General features: G+C 33.4%; 14 protein-coding genes. 12 read left to right on the top strand and 2 right to left on the bottom strand.

Annotation, left to right across the window (positions count from 1 at the left end; genetic code table 11):
* The 9 genes from xseA to spo0A all read left to right on the top strand — a co-directional run bounded on the left by xseA (position 1) and on the right by spo0A (position 9,615).
* Positions 1-1,353, top strand: a complete 1,353-nt coding sequence (xseA, locus tag SPD89_RS05230; RefSeq protein WP_336260905.1) for an exodeoxyribonuclease VII large subunit — start codon at positions 1-3, stop codon at positions 1,351-1,353.
* Positions 1,343-1,579 (top strand): exodeoxyribonuclease VII small subunit, encoded by a 237-nt coding sequence (xseB, locus tag SPD89_RS05235; RefSeq protein ID WP_336260906.1) that lies wholly within the window; start codon positions 1,343-1,345, stop codon positions 1,577-1,579. Before xseA ends, xseB begins: the two co-directional genes overlap by 11 nt.
* 5 nt (positions 1,580-1,584) lie before the next feature.
* Positions 1,585-2,469, top strand: coding sequence for a polyprenyl synthetase family protein (locus SPD89_RS05240; RefSeq protein WP_336260907.1), 885 nt, complete (start codon positions 1,585-1,587; stop codon positions 2,467-2,469).
* A gap of 696 nt (positions 2,470-3,165) precedes the next feature.
* Positions 3,166-3,750 (top strand): hypothetical protein, encoded by a 585-nt coding sequence (locus tag SPD89_RS05245; protein WP_336260908.1) that lies wholly within the window; start codon positions 3,166-3,168, stop codon positions 3,748-3,750.
* 450 nt (positions 3,751-4,200) lie between these two features.
* Entirely contained in the window at positions 4,201-5,016 is an 816-nt protein-coding gene (locus SPD89_RS05250) for a TlyA family RNA methyltransferase (protein ID WP_336260909.1), read from the top strand.
* Positions 5,017-5,037: 21 nt separating this feature from the next.
* Positions 5,038-5,490 carry a transcriptional regulator AhrC/ArgR gene (gene ahrC / locus SPD89_RS05255; protein ID WP_336260910.1) on the top strand — a complete coding sequence of 151 codons (453 nt, stop codon included), beginning with the start codon at positions 5,038-5,040 and terminating at the stop codon, positions 5,488-5,490.
* A 30-nt stretch (positions 5,491-5,520) separates the two neighbouring features.
* Positions 5,521-7,221: a DNA repair protein RecN gene (gene recN, locus SPD89_RS05260; protein WP_336260911.1), complete on the top strand. Its 1,701-nt coding sequence runs from the start codon at positions 5,521-5,523 to the stop codon at positions 7,219-7,221.
* Between the two features lie 180 nt (positions 7,222-7,401).
* On the top strand, positions 7,402-8,679 hold the full coding sequence (gene spoIVB / locus SPD89_RS05265) for a SpoIVB peptidase (RefSeq protein ID WP_336260912.1): 1,278 nt from the start codon (positions 7,402-7,404) through the stop codon (positions 8,677-8,679).
* Between the two features lie 141 nt (positions 8,680-8,820).
* Positions 8,821-9,615, top strand: coding sequence for a sporulation transcription factor Spo0A (gene spo0A / locus SPD89_RS05270; protein WP_336260913.1), 795 nt, complete (start codon positions 8,821-8,823; stop codon positions 9,613-9,615).
* Between the two features lie 46 nt (positions 9,616-9,661).
* Here the strand turns inward: spo0A and SPD89_RS05275 are convergent, their stop codons facing one another.
* Both SPD89_RS05275 and SPD89_RS05280 read right to left on the bottom strand, forming a co-directional pair.
* The gene (locus SPD89_RS05275) at positions 9,662-11,008 is read right to left on the bottom strand and encodes an aspartate kinase (protein WP_336260914.1); all 1,347 of its coding nucleotides are present in this window, start codon (positions 11,006-11,008) and stop codon (positions 9,662-9,664) included.
* 57 nt (positions 11,009-11,065) lie between these two features.
* Positions 11,066-11,302 carry a DUF2627 domain-containing protein gene (locus SPD89_RS05280; protein WP_336260915.1) on the bottom strand — a complete coding sequence of 79 codons (237 nt, stop codon included), beginning with the start codon at positions 11,300-11,302 and terminating at the stop codon, positions 11,066-11,068.
* Positions 11,303-11,629: 327 nt separating this feature from the next.
* Between SPD89_RS05280 and SPD89_RS05285 the strand changes: the two genes are divergently transcribed.
* The 3 genes from SPD89_RS05285 to buk all read left to right on the top strand — a co-directional run bounded on the left by SPD89_RS05285 (position 11,630) and on the right by buk (position 16,004).
* Positions 11,630-13,657: a sigma-54 interaction domain-containing protein gene (locus SPD89_RS05285; protein ID WP_336260916.1), complete on the top strand. Its 2,028-nt coding sequence runs from the start codon at positions 11,630-11,632 to the stop codon at positions 13,655-13,657.
* 156 nt (positions 13,658-13,813) lie between these two features.
* On the top strand, positions 13,814-14,896 hold the full coding sequence (locus tag SPD89_RS05290; RefSeq protein ID WP_336260917.1) for a Glu/Leu/Phe/Val family dehydrogenase: 1,083 nt from the start codon (positions 13,814-13,816) through the stop codon (positions 14,894-14,896).
* 25 nt (positions 14,897-14,921) lie between these two features.
* Positions 14,922-16,004 (top strand): butyrate kinase, encoded by a 1,083-nt coding sequence (gene buk / locus SPD89_RS05295; protein ID WP_336260918.1) that lies wholly within the window; start codon positions 14,922-14,924, stop codon positions 16,002-16,004.
* Positions 16,005-16,012 lie beyond the last annotated feature (8 nt).

The raw sequence follows: 16,012 nt of genomic DNA on the forward strand, positions 1-16,012 counted from the left end.
TTGAAATCAAAGTACTTAACGGTTTCTGCATTAACAAGATATTTAAAAAGAAAAATTGAGATGGATTCTCATTTGCAAGAAGTGTGGTTAAAAGGTGAAATTTCTAATTTTAACCATCACAGTCGTGGCCATATGTATTTAACAATAAAAGACGATAACTCTAGAATACAGGCAGTGATGTTTGCAGGGAATAACCGTCATTTAAAGTTTACTCCAGAAGATGGGATGAATGTTTTAATTCAAGGAAATGTAGGCGTTTTTGAGCCTTATGGCAATTATCAATTATATATTAAGAACATGGAGCCTGATGGAATTGGTGCTTTATATTTAGCATATGAACAATTAAAGGAAAAATTACACCGTGCAGGTTATTTCGATGCGCATCATAAACGTCCCATTCCAAAGTTTCCACAACATATTGCAATTATCACATCTCCAACTGGGGCAGCTGTAAGAGATATAATTACAACAATCGAAAGAAGGTACCCGATTGTTCAATTGACTGTTATTCCAGTATTGGTTCAAGGTGAAGGAGCAGCTGAGTCAATTAAACAGGCAATTGAATATGCCTGTAAATTAGGGAAATTTGATACAATTATTGTAGGACGAGGTGGAGGATCCATCGAGGATCTCTGGTGTTTTAATGAAGTACAAGTAGTAGAGGCAATTTTTAAATCAACTGTCCCGATTATTAGCGCTATAGGGCATGAAACAGATACGACAATTAGTGATTATGTTTCGGATTTACGTGCAGCTACCCCTACAGGTGCTGCAGAGCTTGCAGTACCCTTTTTAATGGAATTACAAGATACTGTCCTACATTTAAAAGCCAGATTATTTAAACTCACTCAACTATCCATTATGCAAAAAACCGAAATATTGCAATCGTTAAGAAAGTCTTACGCTTTTCATTTTCCAAAGCAATTATTGAATGAAAAGGAACAATATATCGACAGACTAAATGAAAAATTACAAACTCAATTTTTTACCATCCTACAAAAAAAGAGAACTAGTTTTGATCATCAGCTTACTCGTCTTTATTCCCAGCATCCAAGTAGGAAAGTAAGTGAAGCTGTTGAGAAAGTAAATAGTTTAAAAAAACAATCAAAAAAATATACAATATCCATATTGAATCAAAAGCAAGAAAAGTTATTACATGTTGTTGATAAATTAACTTTAGTTAATCCATTACACATTATGAAGCGTGGATTTGCTTTACCTTACGATAAAAATGGTAAAATAATTAAGTCAATTACTGAAGTTTCTCTACATGAAGAAATTAAAGTAAAAGTAACGGATGGATCGATTTATTGTAAAGTAAAAGAAGTACGGAGGGCTAGCGATGAAAGATAATGAAAAAGAAAATTTGTCTTTTGAAGAAGCTTTAACGAAACTTGAAGAAATTGTATATAAATTAGAACAAGAAGATGTTCCTCTTGAATCTGCTATTAATTTTTATCAAGAAGGTATGAAATTATCGAATTTATGTGATGATATTTTAAAAAATGCTCAAAAGAAAATGACACAAATTTTAAATGATGAAAAGGAAATAGAACCATTCGAGTTACAGGAGGAATAAACCTAGTGTCGATTAATATTGATCAATATATTGAACAAGAAAAACATTTATTTGAAATGGAATTAAAAAATATTTTACAGGAAAAGAACATTCCTAAATCTTTACTTGCTTCCATGTCCTACTCTCTATTTGCTGGGGGGAAAAGGCTTCGTCCCATTTTGTTATTAGCAAGTTATAGTACGTTTGCATCAAATAATGAGAAAGTATTAAAAACAGCTGCCGCTCTTGAGATGATTCATACATACTCTTTAGTTCATGATGATCTTCCGGCAATGGATGATGATGATTACAGAAGAGGGAAGTTAACAAATCATAAAAAATTTGATGAAGCAACTGCTATACTTGCAGGTGATGCACTACTAACATATGCTTTCGAATTAATTGCTAATGATGATTTGTTAAATGAAAATGAAAAAGTATTCATTATAAGGTCATTAGCTACTGCCAGTGGACCTGAGGGAATGGTAGCAGGGCAGATTTTAGACATGGAAGGGGAAACGAAGTCCTTAACACTTGAAGAGCTAGAAACAATTCATGTACTTAAAACTGGGCGGTTAATTAATTTTGCAATAACCGCAGGCGCATTTTTAGCAAATGCAAGTGATGAGCAGCTCAAGTATTTAGAAGAATTTGCATATTATTTGGGACTAATATTTCAAGTGCAAGATGATATACTAGATGTAATTGGTGATCCCGAAAAAATCGGGAAACCAATTGGCAGTGATGTTTCGAATGATAAAAGTACTTATCCAAATTTATTAGGTCTGGATGGAGCCCAAGTGCAAAAAGAAAAATATGTAGAAAAAGCTGAAAAAGCGCTACAAAAAGCCAATGCTGAAGAATCCTATTTATATTCCTTACTTTGCCATTTTAGTGAAAGAGATCATTGATGGTAAATAGATTTTTTTGTAAAATTATGATATACTAATTATATATAAGGAATGGTGCAGTATCCTAGTCAGTCCTCCTATTCTGAAGGCGGGCCTAAAAATCCGCCAAAGGGCATATCGATGAAGTTCCTTGTGTAGGCTTGAGGCGCCCAGCCTTGGGTCTATGCTGGGAGTTAAGGTTTATGGGCGATCCACAAAGGCATGTGGGCGTTGACCCATTGACCGCGGAGGCCCATCTCTGTAGTCGAAGTCTTTTATGGCTCTAGACTATGGAATGGGGTATGAACCTGTCCACAAAGACCAATGCTTTCGTCTTTCAATAGACAGCGTAGCCTGCCTTGAGTGGTATCCGAGGGGATTAGAGATTATAGAAGAAGATATTAGTTGGCCACTAATGCTTCTTTTCACCTCTATGAAATCGGTATTGCAAAAGAGGCTAGGAATAGGTTAAAGACTGGTGAGGAAATCTCCTAGGCTGTTCAAAATGACATCTAAAAGGGATTATAGTGCGGACTAAGTGGTAATCCAGTCTAACTTTTGGTGACAAAGTTAAAATAGATTTAAAAGGGAACTGCCTAGGTGGCGACACCAGGTATCTATTTGGGAAAACCTACTGGACCTAAGCCGCAGTCTTAACCTTTTAAATGACCATTCCCTCGTACATATCCTAATGATAGGTTAAGGTAGGACTTGTAAATGAACCAAAAAATAAAACGTTCGATAAAATTTAGTTTAACTATAGCCGTTATCACATTTGTGTTAGCGGCTATTTTTTCAAGTCTTTCTTCCTCTTTATTAAACAATGTCTCATGGATAATCGGACTTATTATCGTCCTCTTAATTGTGTTGATTGGAATTATATTCGACATGTTAGGAATAGCTTCAACAGCAGCAAAAGAGGCACCTCTGCACGCAATGGCGGCTGAAAAGGTGACTGGTGCAAAAGAAGCAGTTAATATATATAAGAATGCTGATAAATTTGCAAGCTTTTGTAATGATGTTATAGGTGATATTTCTGGTATTATAAGTGGAAGTGCGCTAACTATTGTAATTTTAGATATTACAAAAATTCTACAAGGTACAACTGATCCTACTCCACAACTTTTTCTATCTGTTTTTTTAACGAGTTTAATTGCAGCCTTAACAGTTGGTGGCAAAGCGCTTGGCAAATATTTTGCAATTCATTCATCAACGGAGATAATATTATTAGCAGGCAAAATAATATTTTTTATACAGGACAAGTTAAAAATAAGAGTGTTACCTAAATCGAATAAAAGATAATGGCTCCTAAAAGCTTTGACTGCGTATATTTTGTTACACAATATCCATAAACTGATGAGCAACTTAAGTCGATAATTTATCGGTCAACCTAGATACTGTACCGTTGATTTACACCTCCAATCAACCATATAGGTAGTAGTAACAAATTGTGCAGAGCTGTTTATTAAACACACCCAGCGAAGGAAATACACGGAGACTCCTACGGGAGGAAAGGCCTAGGTGAGACTACGTAGGAGCGAAGCGACGAGGAGGCTCATCAGCCGCCCGTGGAAAGCGTAGTGTATTTCCGTAGCGGTATTCAGCTTTGTAGCTTTGTTTTCTACGATGGAAATCAACGAAGCTGTTACTAATTTACAAATTTTCACTACTCAACAGTATCCTTCAACTACAACAGATACTAAATAAATTGTTTACAGAAAGAATGAAAATAAGAAAAAAGGATCGTATATAATGGCAAAAGAACGTTTAGATGTATTACTGGTAAAACGAAACTTAATTGATACACGAGAAAAAGCGAAGCGGATGATTATGGCCGGACTTGTGTTTTCGAATAACGAACGTATGGAAAAACCAGGAATGAAAGTAGATGAAGAAATACCACTCGTTGTTAAAGGGACTGTTAAATATGTAAGTCGTGGCGGGTTTAAGCTAGAGAAAGCATTAACTTCTTTTATGATTGATCTTGAAGGAAAAACAATTGTGGACATCGGATCTTCGACAGGCGGTTTTTCAGATTGTGCACTGCAAAATGGAGCAAAATTAATTTATGCGATTGATGTAGGATACAATCAATTGGATTGGAAAATTAGAAGTGATGAGCGTGTTGAAGTACATGAACGGACTAATTTCCGCTATGTGACAACAGATCTTTTTTCAAACGGGCTTCCAAATTTTGCGATGATCGACGTTTCTTTTATTTCATTACAATTAATTTTTCCAGTTTTAAAAGGAATTTTACAAGAAGGCAGCGAAGTTGTTACTTTAATAAAACCTCAATTTGAAGCCGAGAAAGAACAGGTTGGGAAAAAAGGAATCATCCGTGATAAAAACATTCATAAAGAAGTATTAACAAAAATTATTTCGTTTGCCGAAGAGAAAGAGTTTACTTTTTTAAATTTGACGTATTCTCCGATTACCGGCGGGGAAGGAAATATTGAATTTTTAGCACATTTTGGCTGGAAATGTAATAAGAAAATGGTCGAAAATAAGGCAGAATTAATTCTAAGAACAGTCGATGAAGCTCATACCGTTTTAAATAAAGTGTAATATTTTATTCGGAGGTATATAATGAGTAAAATTAAACGACATATAAAAATTAAGGAAATTATTTCAGAAAGTGATATTGAAACACAAGATGAACTCGTTTATCAACTAAAAAAATTAGGATTTAAAGTAACACAAGCTACTGTTTCACGGGATATAAAAGAGCTTCATTTAGTTAAAGTACCATCAGCTACAACGGGTCGATACAAATATAGTACACCTACTGAACAGCGCTTTAACCCACAAGATAAATTAAAACGTTTAATATTGGAAGCCTTTGTAAGTATTGATCATGCATCACATTTTATTGTTTTAAAAACATTACCTGGTAATGCGCATGCACTCGGTGTTATTATTGATGATTTGGATTGGGAAGAAATTATGGGTACAATTTGTGGAGATGATACTTGTTTAATTATTTGCCGTACAGAGGAAATGGCAAAAGAAATAGAACAGCGCTTTCTTAACTTACTGTAATTTCTATTGTATAGATGGGGTGAAATATAGATGCTAGCTGAACTATCTATCCGAAATTTTGCAATAATCGATGATATCTCAATAACATTTCATGATGGGTTAACCGTATTGACTGGGGAAACCGGAGCAGGTAAATCAATTATTATCGATGCGGTACAGTTATTGACCGGCAGTCGAGCTTCTGTTGAATTTGTAAGATATGGAGAAGAGAAAGCCGAAATAACTGGGTTATTTATGCTTAATAAAAATGTAGCACATATTGAAGATGTTTGTGAAAATTATGGCATCGATATCGAAGAAAATATATTAGTCTTAGATCGAACTATAACGAATAAAGGAAAAAGTATATGTAGAGTTAATGGAAAAATAGTAACTCTATCCATTTTAAGAGAAATCGGTCAGTCATTAGTTAATATACACAGTCAACACGATACAATACATTTAATGGACAAATCCATACATATAGAATTGTTGGATTTATATGACGAAGAAAAGGTTCTACCGATTAAAAAAAAATATGATAAGTTATACAAACAATTTATTTTATTGCAAGAACGTCATGATGAATTAAATTCGAATGAACAACAAATGGCTCATCGGTTGGATTTGTTACAATTTCAATTAACCGAGTTAGAGCAGGCGGATTTAAAAGAAAATGAAGACATTGATTTAATGGAAGAACGTATGCAACTGCAGAATTATGAAAAAATATATCGTTCAGTTCATGAAGCTTATCATGCTTTATCTGGGGAACAAAAAGGATTAGAGTGGATTGATATTGCGCAAAATCGACTGCAAGAAGGAAAAGACTTCGATCCACAAATTAAAAAGCAAGCAGAAGATTTAACAAATGCTTTTTATAATTTAGAAGAAATAAATATTTCACTCAGAAATTTTATTGATGATCTACATTTTGATGAAGATAGGTTAAATGAGATTGAAATGCGTTTAAATGAAATAAATCGTTTGAAGAAAAAGTATGGCTCTTCCGTAAAAGAAATGTTGATCTATCAAGAACAAATAAAAAAAGAACTTGATGAGCTTCAAAATAAAGATTCACATCTAGAAAGAATTTCAAACGAATTAAAAGAGTTAAAACAGTCAGCTTTAAAAGAAGCCAATAAACTACATGCTTTACGTAAAAAAATTGCAATTTCTTTAGAAAAAGATATAAAGACCGAATTAAATGATCTTTATTTACAAAACGCAACATTTAAAGTTTTTTTTGATGATGTTAATGAAGAAAACCTAAGTGTTAATGGTATTGATCAATTATCGTTCATGCTTTCCACCAATTTAGGAGAACCATTAAAAGAACTAGAAAAAGTTGCCTCAGGCGGGGAACTATCACGGATTATGCTTGCGCTTAAAAAAATATTTGCTAAGCACGATAATATCGATACCGTAATCTTTGATGAAATAGATACTGGTGTGAGCGGTCGTGTCGCACAAGCTATTGCAGAAAAAATGTATCAAATTTCTGAAACAACACAGGTTTTATGTATTACCCATTTACCTCAAGTTGCAGCAATGTCTGATCATCATATATTAATACAAAAAGAGGAAAAACAAAACAGAACGTCGACACAGATGAAAGAACTAACGGATACAGAAAAAATCCGAGAACTTGGAAGTATGATGACAGGAACACAGCTAACAGAAACAGCAATTGAACATTCTGAAGAGTTACTTGACTTAACAAAAAAATTTAAATTAATGACAAAAAGCTAATGATAATATTGGCTTTTTTTATTTACAGGAAAACCTTTCGTAATTTACATAAATTAATTCTATACAGGTAATGTTACACATCTTTTCTTTTCTTTCTCTCGTTTAAAATGGCTTGATTTAGGTCAAATTAAAGATACGGAGAAAAGGTATGGGACAAAGAAAAGAGGAGAGTGGACGATAGTGACATCCAAGAGTAAGCTAAAGGTATCAATTGGAATTTTACTCCTTTTATTATTTTTATTATTCCCCTTTCTAACCGACATGAAAAATATTATCTCTATTCCCAACGAAATGATCACTTTTCAAAGTGATGAACCAATGTCCATTCCAAACTTAGGAAGCGATTATACAGTCACATCGGATAATAATAATATTGTTGCTGAAGACTCTAAAATTTATCCGAACGAGGTAGGCGAAAGCACTTTAGTTTATAAAAAAGCAAATTTTCCCGTAAAAAAAGTGAATGTCTCCGTCCTAAGTGACAAAAAGGTAATTCCTGGAGGGCAATCTGTAGGAGTGCAATTGCACACTTTAGGAGTTTTAGTCGTAGGTCATCATCTAATTCATAATGAAGGTGATACAATTTCTCCAGGAGAAGAAGCAAATATTCATGTTGGTGATGTAATACTTGAGATGGATGGAAATAAAATAAAACAATTAGAAGATGTTAAACCAATTGTAAAAAAAGCAGGCGAGAACAAAGAAAATATCAGTGTAAAATTAAAACGAGGAAAAGAAATAGTTAATACAAAGCTTGAGCCTACCTTAAATAAAAAAGAAAATAATTATCAGATTGGCTTATATATTAGGGACTCAGCTACTGGAATTGGAACCATTTCATTTTATGATGAGGATTCTGGAAAATATGGAGCTCTAGGACATGTTATTTCTGATTCTGACACGAAAAAACCGTTAGAAATCCATAATGGTAAAATTGTACGCTCAACAGTAACTTCAATTGAAAAAGGGAACCAAGGAATTCCGGGTGAAAAACAAGCGAAATTTTCGATGAAAGATAAACAACTTGGTTCAATAACTAAAAATAGTCCATTTGGGATATTTGGAAAATTAAATCCTGAATTACTGGGAGAAAATCATCAAAAGTCAATGCCAATCGGATTATCGCATGAGGTCGAAAAAGGCCCAGCCCATATATTAACCGTAGTAGAAGGCGAAAAAGTTGAAAAATTCGATGTTGAAATAATAAATTCCATTCCTCAAAAAACACCTGCAACGAAGGGAATGGTAATCAAAATTACAGATGAACGATTATTAGAAAAAACTGGTGGCATAGTCCAAGGAATGAGTGGTAGTCCAATTATACAAAATGATAAGTTGGTTGGTGCTGTTACTCACGTATTTGTCAATGACCCAACTTCCGGTTATGGGGTTCATATTGAATGGATGTTGGATGAAGCAGGAATAAATATTTACAATCAAGAAAAAGAAGCAAGTTAGGCCAAATCAAGCTTTCCGATATTTCGGAAAGCTTATTTTTTTAAAATTATTATCAATAATAAAAAGGACTTTTTTAATTAATGTCGAATACGATAGATAGGACGATAATTGTATGCAAAATAAAGAGGATGGTGTAAAAAATTGGAAAAAATTTCTGTTTGTATAGTAGACGATAATCGTGAGCTTGTACATATTATGGAGGATTATTTGAATGAACAGGAAGATATTGACGTTATAGGTGTAGCTTACGATGGGAGGGAATGTATCAATTTATTAGATGAATTAGACCCCGATATTTTAATTTTAGACATTATTATGCCTCATTTAGATGGTTTGGCAGTATTACAAAAATTACGTGAAAAGGATGGAAAAACGCCTAATATCATTATGTTAACCGCTTTTGGTCAAGAAGAGGTGATGAGAAAAGCGGTTGAATATGGTGCTTCCTATTTTATTTTGAAACCATTTGATTTTAATAATTTGGTCAATAAAATAAGAGAAGTGTATGTTCAAAATAATCATAATAAATCAATGAAAATAAAAGTAGAAAATACGCGACCGGTCAAAAAAGAAAAAGATAATATCGAGACAAATATTACGAATATAATGCATGATATAGGAGTGCCAGCTCATATAAAGGGATATTTGTATTTGAGAGAGGCAATAACAATGGTATATCATGATATAGAATTATTAGGATCCATTACAAAAATTTTATATCCAGACATTGCGAAAAAATACAATACTACCGCTTCCCGGGTAGAAAGAGCAATCCGGCATGCAATCGAGGTTGCTTGGAATCGTGGTAATATTGATTCCATTACTGAACTATTCGGCTATACAATAAATGTTTCAAAAGCGAAGCCGACAAATTCAGAATTCATTGCTATGGTTGCGGATAAATTAAGATTGGAACATAAAGTAGAGTCATTCTAAAAAAAAACCTGTACACAAAGATTTTGCTTGTGTACAGGTTTGACATTTATTCAAAAAAAGCTTCATAAAGAGATTTTGTTGCCCGATGTAAACCATCTGATTTTATTCCAAACATCATTGAAACTTCTGAAGAACCTTGGTTAATCATTTCAATATTTACTTTTGCTTCACCAAGAGCTGTCGTAGCAGTTTGAGCCATTCCAATTGTTTCTTTCATTCCTTCTCCAACTACCATAATGAGAGCCAAATCTCGATGAACCGTAACCGTATCTGGTTGTAATTCATTTTTAAACCGTTCGACAATAATACTTTCTTTATCTTCGGTTAATTGTGATTCTCGAATTATTATTGACATATCGTCAATTCCGGATGGAGCATGTTCAAAAGATACGTTTTCTTCTTCTAAAATTTGGAATAACTTTCTTCCAAATCCAAGTTCTCTATTCATCAAAAATTTACTAATATAAATACTTACAAAACCAGTATCGCTTGCAATTCCAACAACACATTTGTCATTTAATTCTTTATTAGCTACAATCATCGTTCCTTTAGCTGAAGGATTATTTGTATTTTTGATACATACAGGAATTTGTGCGTTAAATGCAGGAATTAAAGCTTCATCATGGAAGACAGAAAACCCAGCATAAGAAAGCTCACGCATTTCTCTATATGTAAGTACTTTAATTTCAACAGGGTCTTTAATTATAGATGGATTTACTGCATATACTGCATTGACATCTGTAAAATTTTCATATAAGTTGGCTTTCACACCAGCGGCGATAATAGATCCAGTAATATCAGATCCACCACGTGAAAAAGTAGCTAATATTCCGTCTTCTGTATATCCAAAAAATCCTGGAATAACTAAAATCCCTTCTTGTTCCCGTAAATTATAGATGGCCTCAAAACTTTCTGGAATTAATTGAGCTCCGTTTTTATCATTTTTAACGATAATACCTGCATCTTTGGGATTTACATATTTTGCATCGAGTCCAAGAGTTTGTAAATAAGCACTTAAAATTTTAGCAGAACTATCTTCTCCAATTGCTTTAAAACAATTCATCATATTGTCATATTCTAAATCACTTTCCATTATCGATTTAATTTGATCTTCAATTTCTTTCGTTAATTGTTCTGGCAATTTTAATTCACTAATGATTTTAGAAAATCGATCTATAATAGTAATATAATATGATTTATACTTTTCTTTATTTATAAATGCATCCCCTAATTGGATCAATAAATCAGTTATTTTAAAATCATGTTCATGCCTTTTACCAGGGGCAGAAACAATGATAAATTTTCGATTTGGATCCTCTTTAATAATAGTTCCTACTTTTTGAAATTGATTAGCATCTGCCAATGAACTACCACCAAACTTTGCAACTTTCATCTGTATAACCCTCCACAATCTACTTCTAATTTTTTATTTATTCTATAGCTAGAATAGTTATGTTTTTTTTGAACGCTTTTTAACTAATTGCTTTTTCTTATCCCGATGATAAATATATCCTCCTATAAAAGCAAGACCACCTATAAACATAATAAGACCGACAAAAAACTGGATCCCTTCATTCACTAAAATAGGATAAACATCTGCAAATAATGCATCCCGCATCAATTTTATCCCAAAAGCGCCAATTACTCCTGGTGTAAATAAAATTATGACTGCTATAAATCGTACCATTTTATTCCCCTTTTTTCTCTATGAATATTAATAGTATAGCAAACGTAGCCATTAATTGAAAAAGGTAAGTAATCTAAAAGAGGATGTTCAAAAAGTCCGGTAAAAAAGACGCTGCGAATTTCGCACGAATGCTTGTTTCTCCGCTACTCATGTATCTCTAAATGCATAGATTCCGCTGCTCAAAACTGCGCCGTCTCCAACTTCTTGGTCCTTTTTATCCTCCTTTTTGAACAAGCGCTAAAAAGAACATATCAATTCTTGCTAATAATTGCAGAATGAAGTAAAATTATATGGAAATAGTGCAAATTATTTCATGGTGGTGAATTAATGAGGCGTATATTAATAATAGGTGCAACAGATATTGCAAATGAATACATAAAAATTATTAAAAACTTTCCTAACATGAAAATTATTGCAATCGTTGATGAGAAAAAAGATCATTCAAATAAACTAGATGTCAATCATTTTTCACATGTCCCCATATCGATGTCTGTTTCAGATTGGATCGATACGGATATTGATTTTGTCCTTGAAACAACAGGGGACCGAAAGTTCATTAAATTGTTTAAGCAAAAAAGAACTAAATTAACAATTATTAGTCAGAATATATTGCAACTCTTACTGCCATTTGTTGCAGAATGGAGTGTACAAATAAACAATTTAGAATTGATATTAAATAATATTCGTGATGGATTAATTGTTGTAAATAACGAAGAGAAAATCCAATTTATCAATGATGCAGCATGTAAAATAATCGGAATTCAGAAAGAAAAATCTCATGAACGAGCAATTAAGGAGATAATAAAGAACTCACGTTTACCAAATGTTCTTCAGAATCAACAAAAAGAATTAAATCAAAAATTAAATTTAACAAATGGAAAACAAATCATTTCTACAAGAGTACCACTCATCAATGATGATAATAGACTTATTGGAGCGTTTGCATTATTTAAAGACAGTAACGAAGTAGTTCGGTTAGCTGAAGAAAATACAGATCTTAAAGAAATTAAAACAATGCTAGAAGCAATCATTCATTCATCAGATGAAGCAATAAGTGTCGTTGATGAAAACGGTAATGGGCTAATAATTAATCCAGCCTATACAAGAATAACTGGTTTAACGGAAAAACAAGTGCTAGGTAAACCAGCTACTGTTGATATATCTGAAGGGGAAAGTATGCATTTAAAAGTTCTTAGAACAAGAAGACCTGTTCGAGGAGCAAAAATGAAAGTAGGACCTTCCAAAAAAGAAGTGATTGTTAACGTTGCCCCGATTATCGTAGCGGGAAAACTTAAAGGAAGTGTCGCAGTCATTCATGATATTTCCGAAATTCAAGAACTGACAACGGAATTAAAAAAGGCAAAGCAAATTATTAGAAATTTGGAGGCTTCGTACACATTCGCTGATATTATCGGCGAATCACCTGAAATGATGATTGCGATTGAACAAGCTAAAATAGGGGCGAAAACACCTGCAACAGTTTTGTTAAGAGGAGATTCTGGAACTGGAAAAGAATTATTTGCTCATGCAATCCACAATGAAAGTGACCGAAAGTTTAATAAATTTATTCGGGTTAATTGTGCAGCAATTGCTGAGTCTGTATTAGAGAGTGAATTATTCGGTTATGAAGAAGGCGCTTTTACAGGTGCAAAATCCGGTGGTAAAAAAGGATTATTTGAAGAAGCTAATAATGGTAGTATTTTTTTAGATGAAATTGGCGAATTATCTTTATCCATGCAGGCAAAATTATTACGTGTTTTACAAGAAAAGGAAGTAGTTCGCGTTGGAGGGACTACAACAATTCCATTAAATATAAGAATAATTACGGCAACCAATGTAAATTTAGAAAAAGCGATAACAAACAAAACATTTCGTGAAGATTTATATTATCGATTAAATCGATTACCAATATATATTCCATCCTTGAAGGAAAGGCTTGATGATTTGCCGAGTTTGGTTCAACATATGATTTTAAAAGTAAATCAACTCTATGGAAGAAACGTACAGACAATCACAGATACAGCTATGGAAAAATTACGATCATACCATTGGCCAGGAAACATTCGTGAATTGGAGAATGTCATTAGTAGAGCGGTTATTTTTATGGATGTAACAGAAGAAGTAATTAATTATCATCATTTACCTAATTTGCAAACGGAAAATAAAGTAGAGAAGGAATCAAGTTTGCATATCGCTGGAGAACAAACTTTACAAGAGGCAATGGAGCAATATGAGAAAGAATATATTTACTACGTATATAAAGAAAGTAATTTTAATAAAACAAAGACTGCAAAAAAATTAAATATTTCTGTTCGAAATTTGTACTATAAAATTGAAAAATATGAATTAGAATAAGTATGAGGAAGTTATTCGCCAATAACATCATGCAAAAACATGCAAACTTGCAAAAAAGTGCAGGGTGATCTGTTTAAACACTTGATATAATCAATTTAACATATTGGCACAAATGTTGCATTATAATTAATTAAGCATTGTAGAGGAGTGGTTTTAGTGAAAATCTTTGAGTCACTAAGAGAACATGATTATGAACAAGTAATTTACTGCTATGATAAAGCCTCTGGGTTAAAAGCAATTATTGCTATCCATGATACTACGCTTGGCCCAGCACTTGGTGGTACAAGAATGTGGAAATATAAAAATGAAGAAGAAGCATTAGAAGATGTACTAAGACTAGCAAGAGGTATGACTTATAAAAATGCAGCGGCTGGTCTCAATATAGGTGGTGGAAAAGCCGTCATAATTGGTGATCCTCAAAAAGATAAAAGTGAATCACTATTTCGAGCATTTGGACGATATGTTGAAAGTTTACATGGTCGATATATTACAGCTGAAGATGTAGGGACAACAGAAGAAGATATGAATTATATCCATATGGAAACAGATTTTGTTACAGGTACTTCGAGCGGAGGTGTCGGCGACCCTTCTCCAGTTACTGCGCTAGGAATTTATCATGGAATGAAAGCAGCAGCTAAAGAAGCGTTCGGAACAGACAATTTACAAGGGAAAACAATAGCTGTTCAAGGTGTTGGACAGGTTGCATACCATCTATGTAGTTATTTGTATAAAGAAGAAGCCGATTTAATCGTTACAGATATTAACGAAGCGGCTGTAAATCGTGCAGTAAAAGATTTTAATGCTCAAGCGGTAGCTCCAGATGAAATTTATGATGTTGAATGTGATATTTATTCACCTTGTGCTCTCGGCGGAACACTAAATGATGAAACAATTGAAAAATTAAAAGCAAAAGTAGTTGCGGGAAGTGCAAATAATCAGCTACGTGAAAGTAGACATGGGAATTATTTATTTGAAAAAGGAATTGTCTACGCTCCAGATTATGTCATCAATTCAGGAGGAGTCATCAATGTCGCTGATGAATTGCAAGGTTATGACAGAGATCGTGTGATGAAGAAAGTGGAATCGATTTATTCTATTTTAGAAAATGTATTCGAAATATCTAGAAAGAAAAATATTCCCACTTCTGTCGCTGCCGATCATTTAGCGGAACAAAGAATACATGCACTTCGCTCATCAAGTAAACAATTTTTACCAAATAATAAACATATTTTACGATAAATAGTCGATAAGCGGGGAAGTATATATGCAAAAACGGTATCGCACTTTGGTCATTAACCCTAAAACAACTAAAACGATTATTAGTGTTTTTCATAATGAAAAATGCATCTATAAACAGACACTTAACCATCAAACTATTTTTAAAAATGATTTAACTGAAATTGATAATGAAGTTACCATTCGGAAAACGCAAATCCTACGAGTTTTAAATGAAGCAGGAATTAATATGTCCAAATTAGATGCTGTTGCCGCAAATGGTGGGTTGTTAAGAGCAGTAGAAGGTGGTACTTACTCTGTTACAGCCGATGTGCTGAAAGATTTAAGAAGTAGTTATAACGGTAAGCATGCCTCTAATTTAGGTGGCATACTTGCCTCTGAAATTGCGAAAGGGCTAAATATTCCTGCATATATTGTCGACCCACCTGTGGTCGATGAGTTAAGTGACTTGGCAAAATTTTCTGGCTTACCAGGTATTGAACGAAAAAGTATTTTTCATGCATTAAACCAAAAAGCGGTTGCCCGTCAAGCTGCTCGTGAACTTAGAATAACGTATAACCAAGCAAATCTAATTGTGGCTCATATTGGAAATGGAATTACTATCGGAGCACATCGGTGCGGAAAAGTAATCGATGTAAATAACGGATTACATGGGGATGGACCATTTTCGTTGGAACGGGCAGGAACGATTCCGTCAGAAGCCTTAATTTCTTTATGTTTTTCTGGCGAGTACACAGAAGAAGACATCATTAATAAAATCACCTATAAAGGTGGACTAAAGGCTTATTTACATACTGATAATATTACAGAAGTAGAAAAAAGAATCAGAAATAATGATAAATATGCGAAAAAAGTATTTGAAGCGATGGCCTACCAAATTTCTAAAGAAATAGGTGCGATGGCAGTCGTTTTATCTGGTAAAGTTCACGGTATAGTTTTAACAGGCGAAATTGCTAGAAGTGAAATACTGACAGAGTTCATAACAGAGAAAATAAACTGGATAGCAGATGCTTTTATATATCCTGGTGAATATGATATACAAGCACTAAATGCTGGTACATTGAGAGTGTTAAGACAAGAGGAAAGACCAAAAATATATAATGAATATTAATCTAGTTA

The sequence above is a fragment of the Pseudogracilibacillus sp. SO30301A genome (assembly GCF_037072025.1).
Lineage (GTDB): Bacteria > Bacillota > Bacilli > Bacillales > Amphibacillaceae > Pseudogracilibacillus.

What these genes read in the sequence shown, in the direction of transcription:
- xseB (WP_336260906.1), top strand. Translation starts at nt 1,343, where the DNA reads ATGAAAGATAATGAAAAAGAAAATTTGTCTTTTGAAGAAGCTTTAACG.
- SPD89_RS05245 (WP_336260908.1), top strand. Translation starts at nt 3,166, where the DNA reads ATGAACCAAAAAATAAAACGTTCGATAAAATTTAGTTTAACTATAGCC.
- SPD89_RS05250 (WP_336260909.1), top strand. Translation starts at nt 4,201, where the DNA reads ATGGCAAAAGAACGTTTAGATGTATTACTGGTAAAACGAAACTTAATT.
- ahrC (WP_336260910.1), top strand. Translation starts at nt 5,038, where the DNA reads ATGAGTAAAATTAAACGACATATAAAAATTAAGGAAATTATTTCAGAA.
- recN (WP_336260911.1), top strand. Translation starts at nt 5,521, where the DNA reads ATGCTAGCTGAACTATCTATCCGAAATTTTGCAATAATCGATGATATC.
- SPD89_RS05275 (WP_336260914.1), bottom strand. Translation starts at nt 11,008, where the DNA reads ATGAAAGTTGCAAAGTTTGGTGGTAGTTCATTGGCAGATGCTAATCAA.
- SPD89_RS05280 (WP_336260915.1), bottom strand. Translation starts at nt 11,302, where the DNA reads ATGGTACGATTTATAGCAGTCATAATTTTATTTACACCAGGAGTAATT.
- SPD89_RS05285 (WP_336260916.1), top strand. Translation starts at nt 11,630, where the DNA reads ATGAGGCGTATATTAATAATAGGTGCAACAGATATTGCAAATGAATAC.
- buk (WP_336260918.1), top strand. Translation starts at nt 14,922, where the DNA reads ATGCAAAAACGGTATCGCACTTTGGTCATTAACCCTAAAACAACTAAA.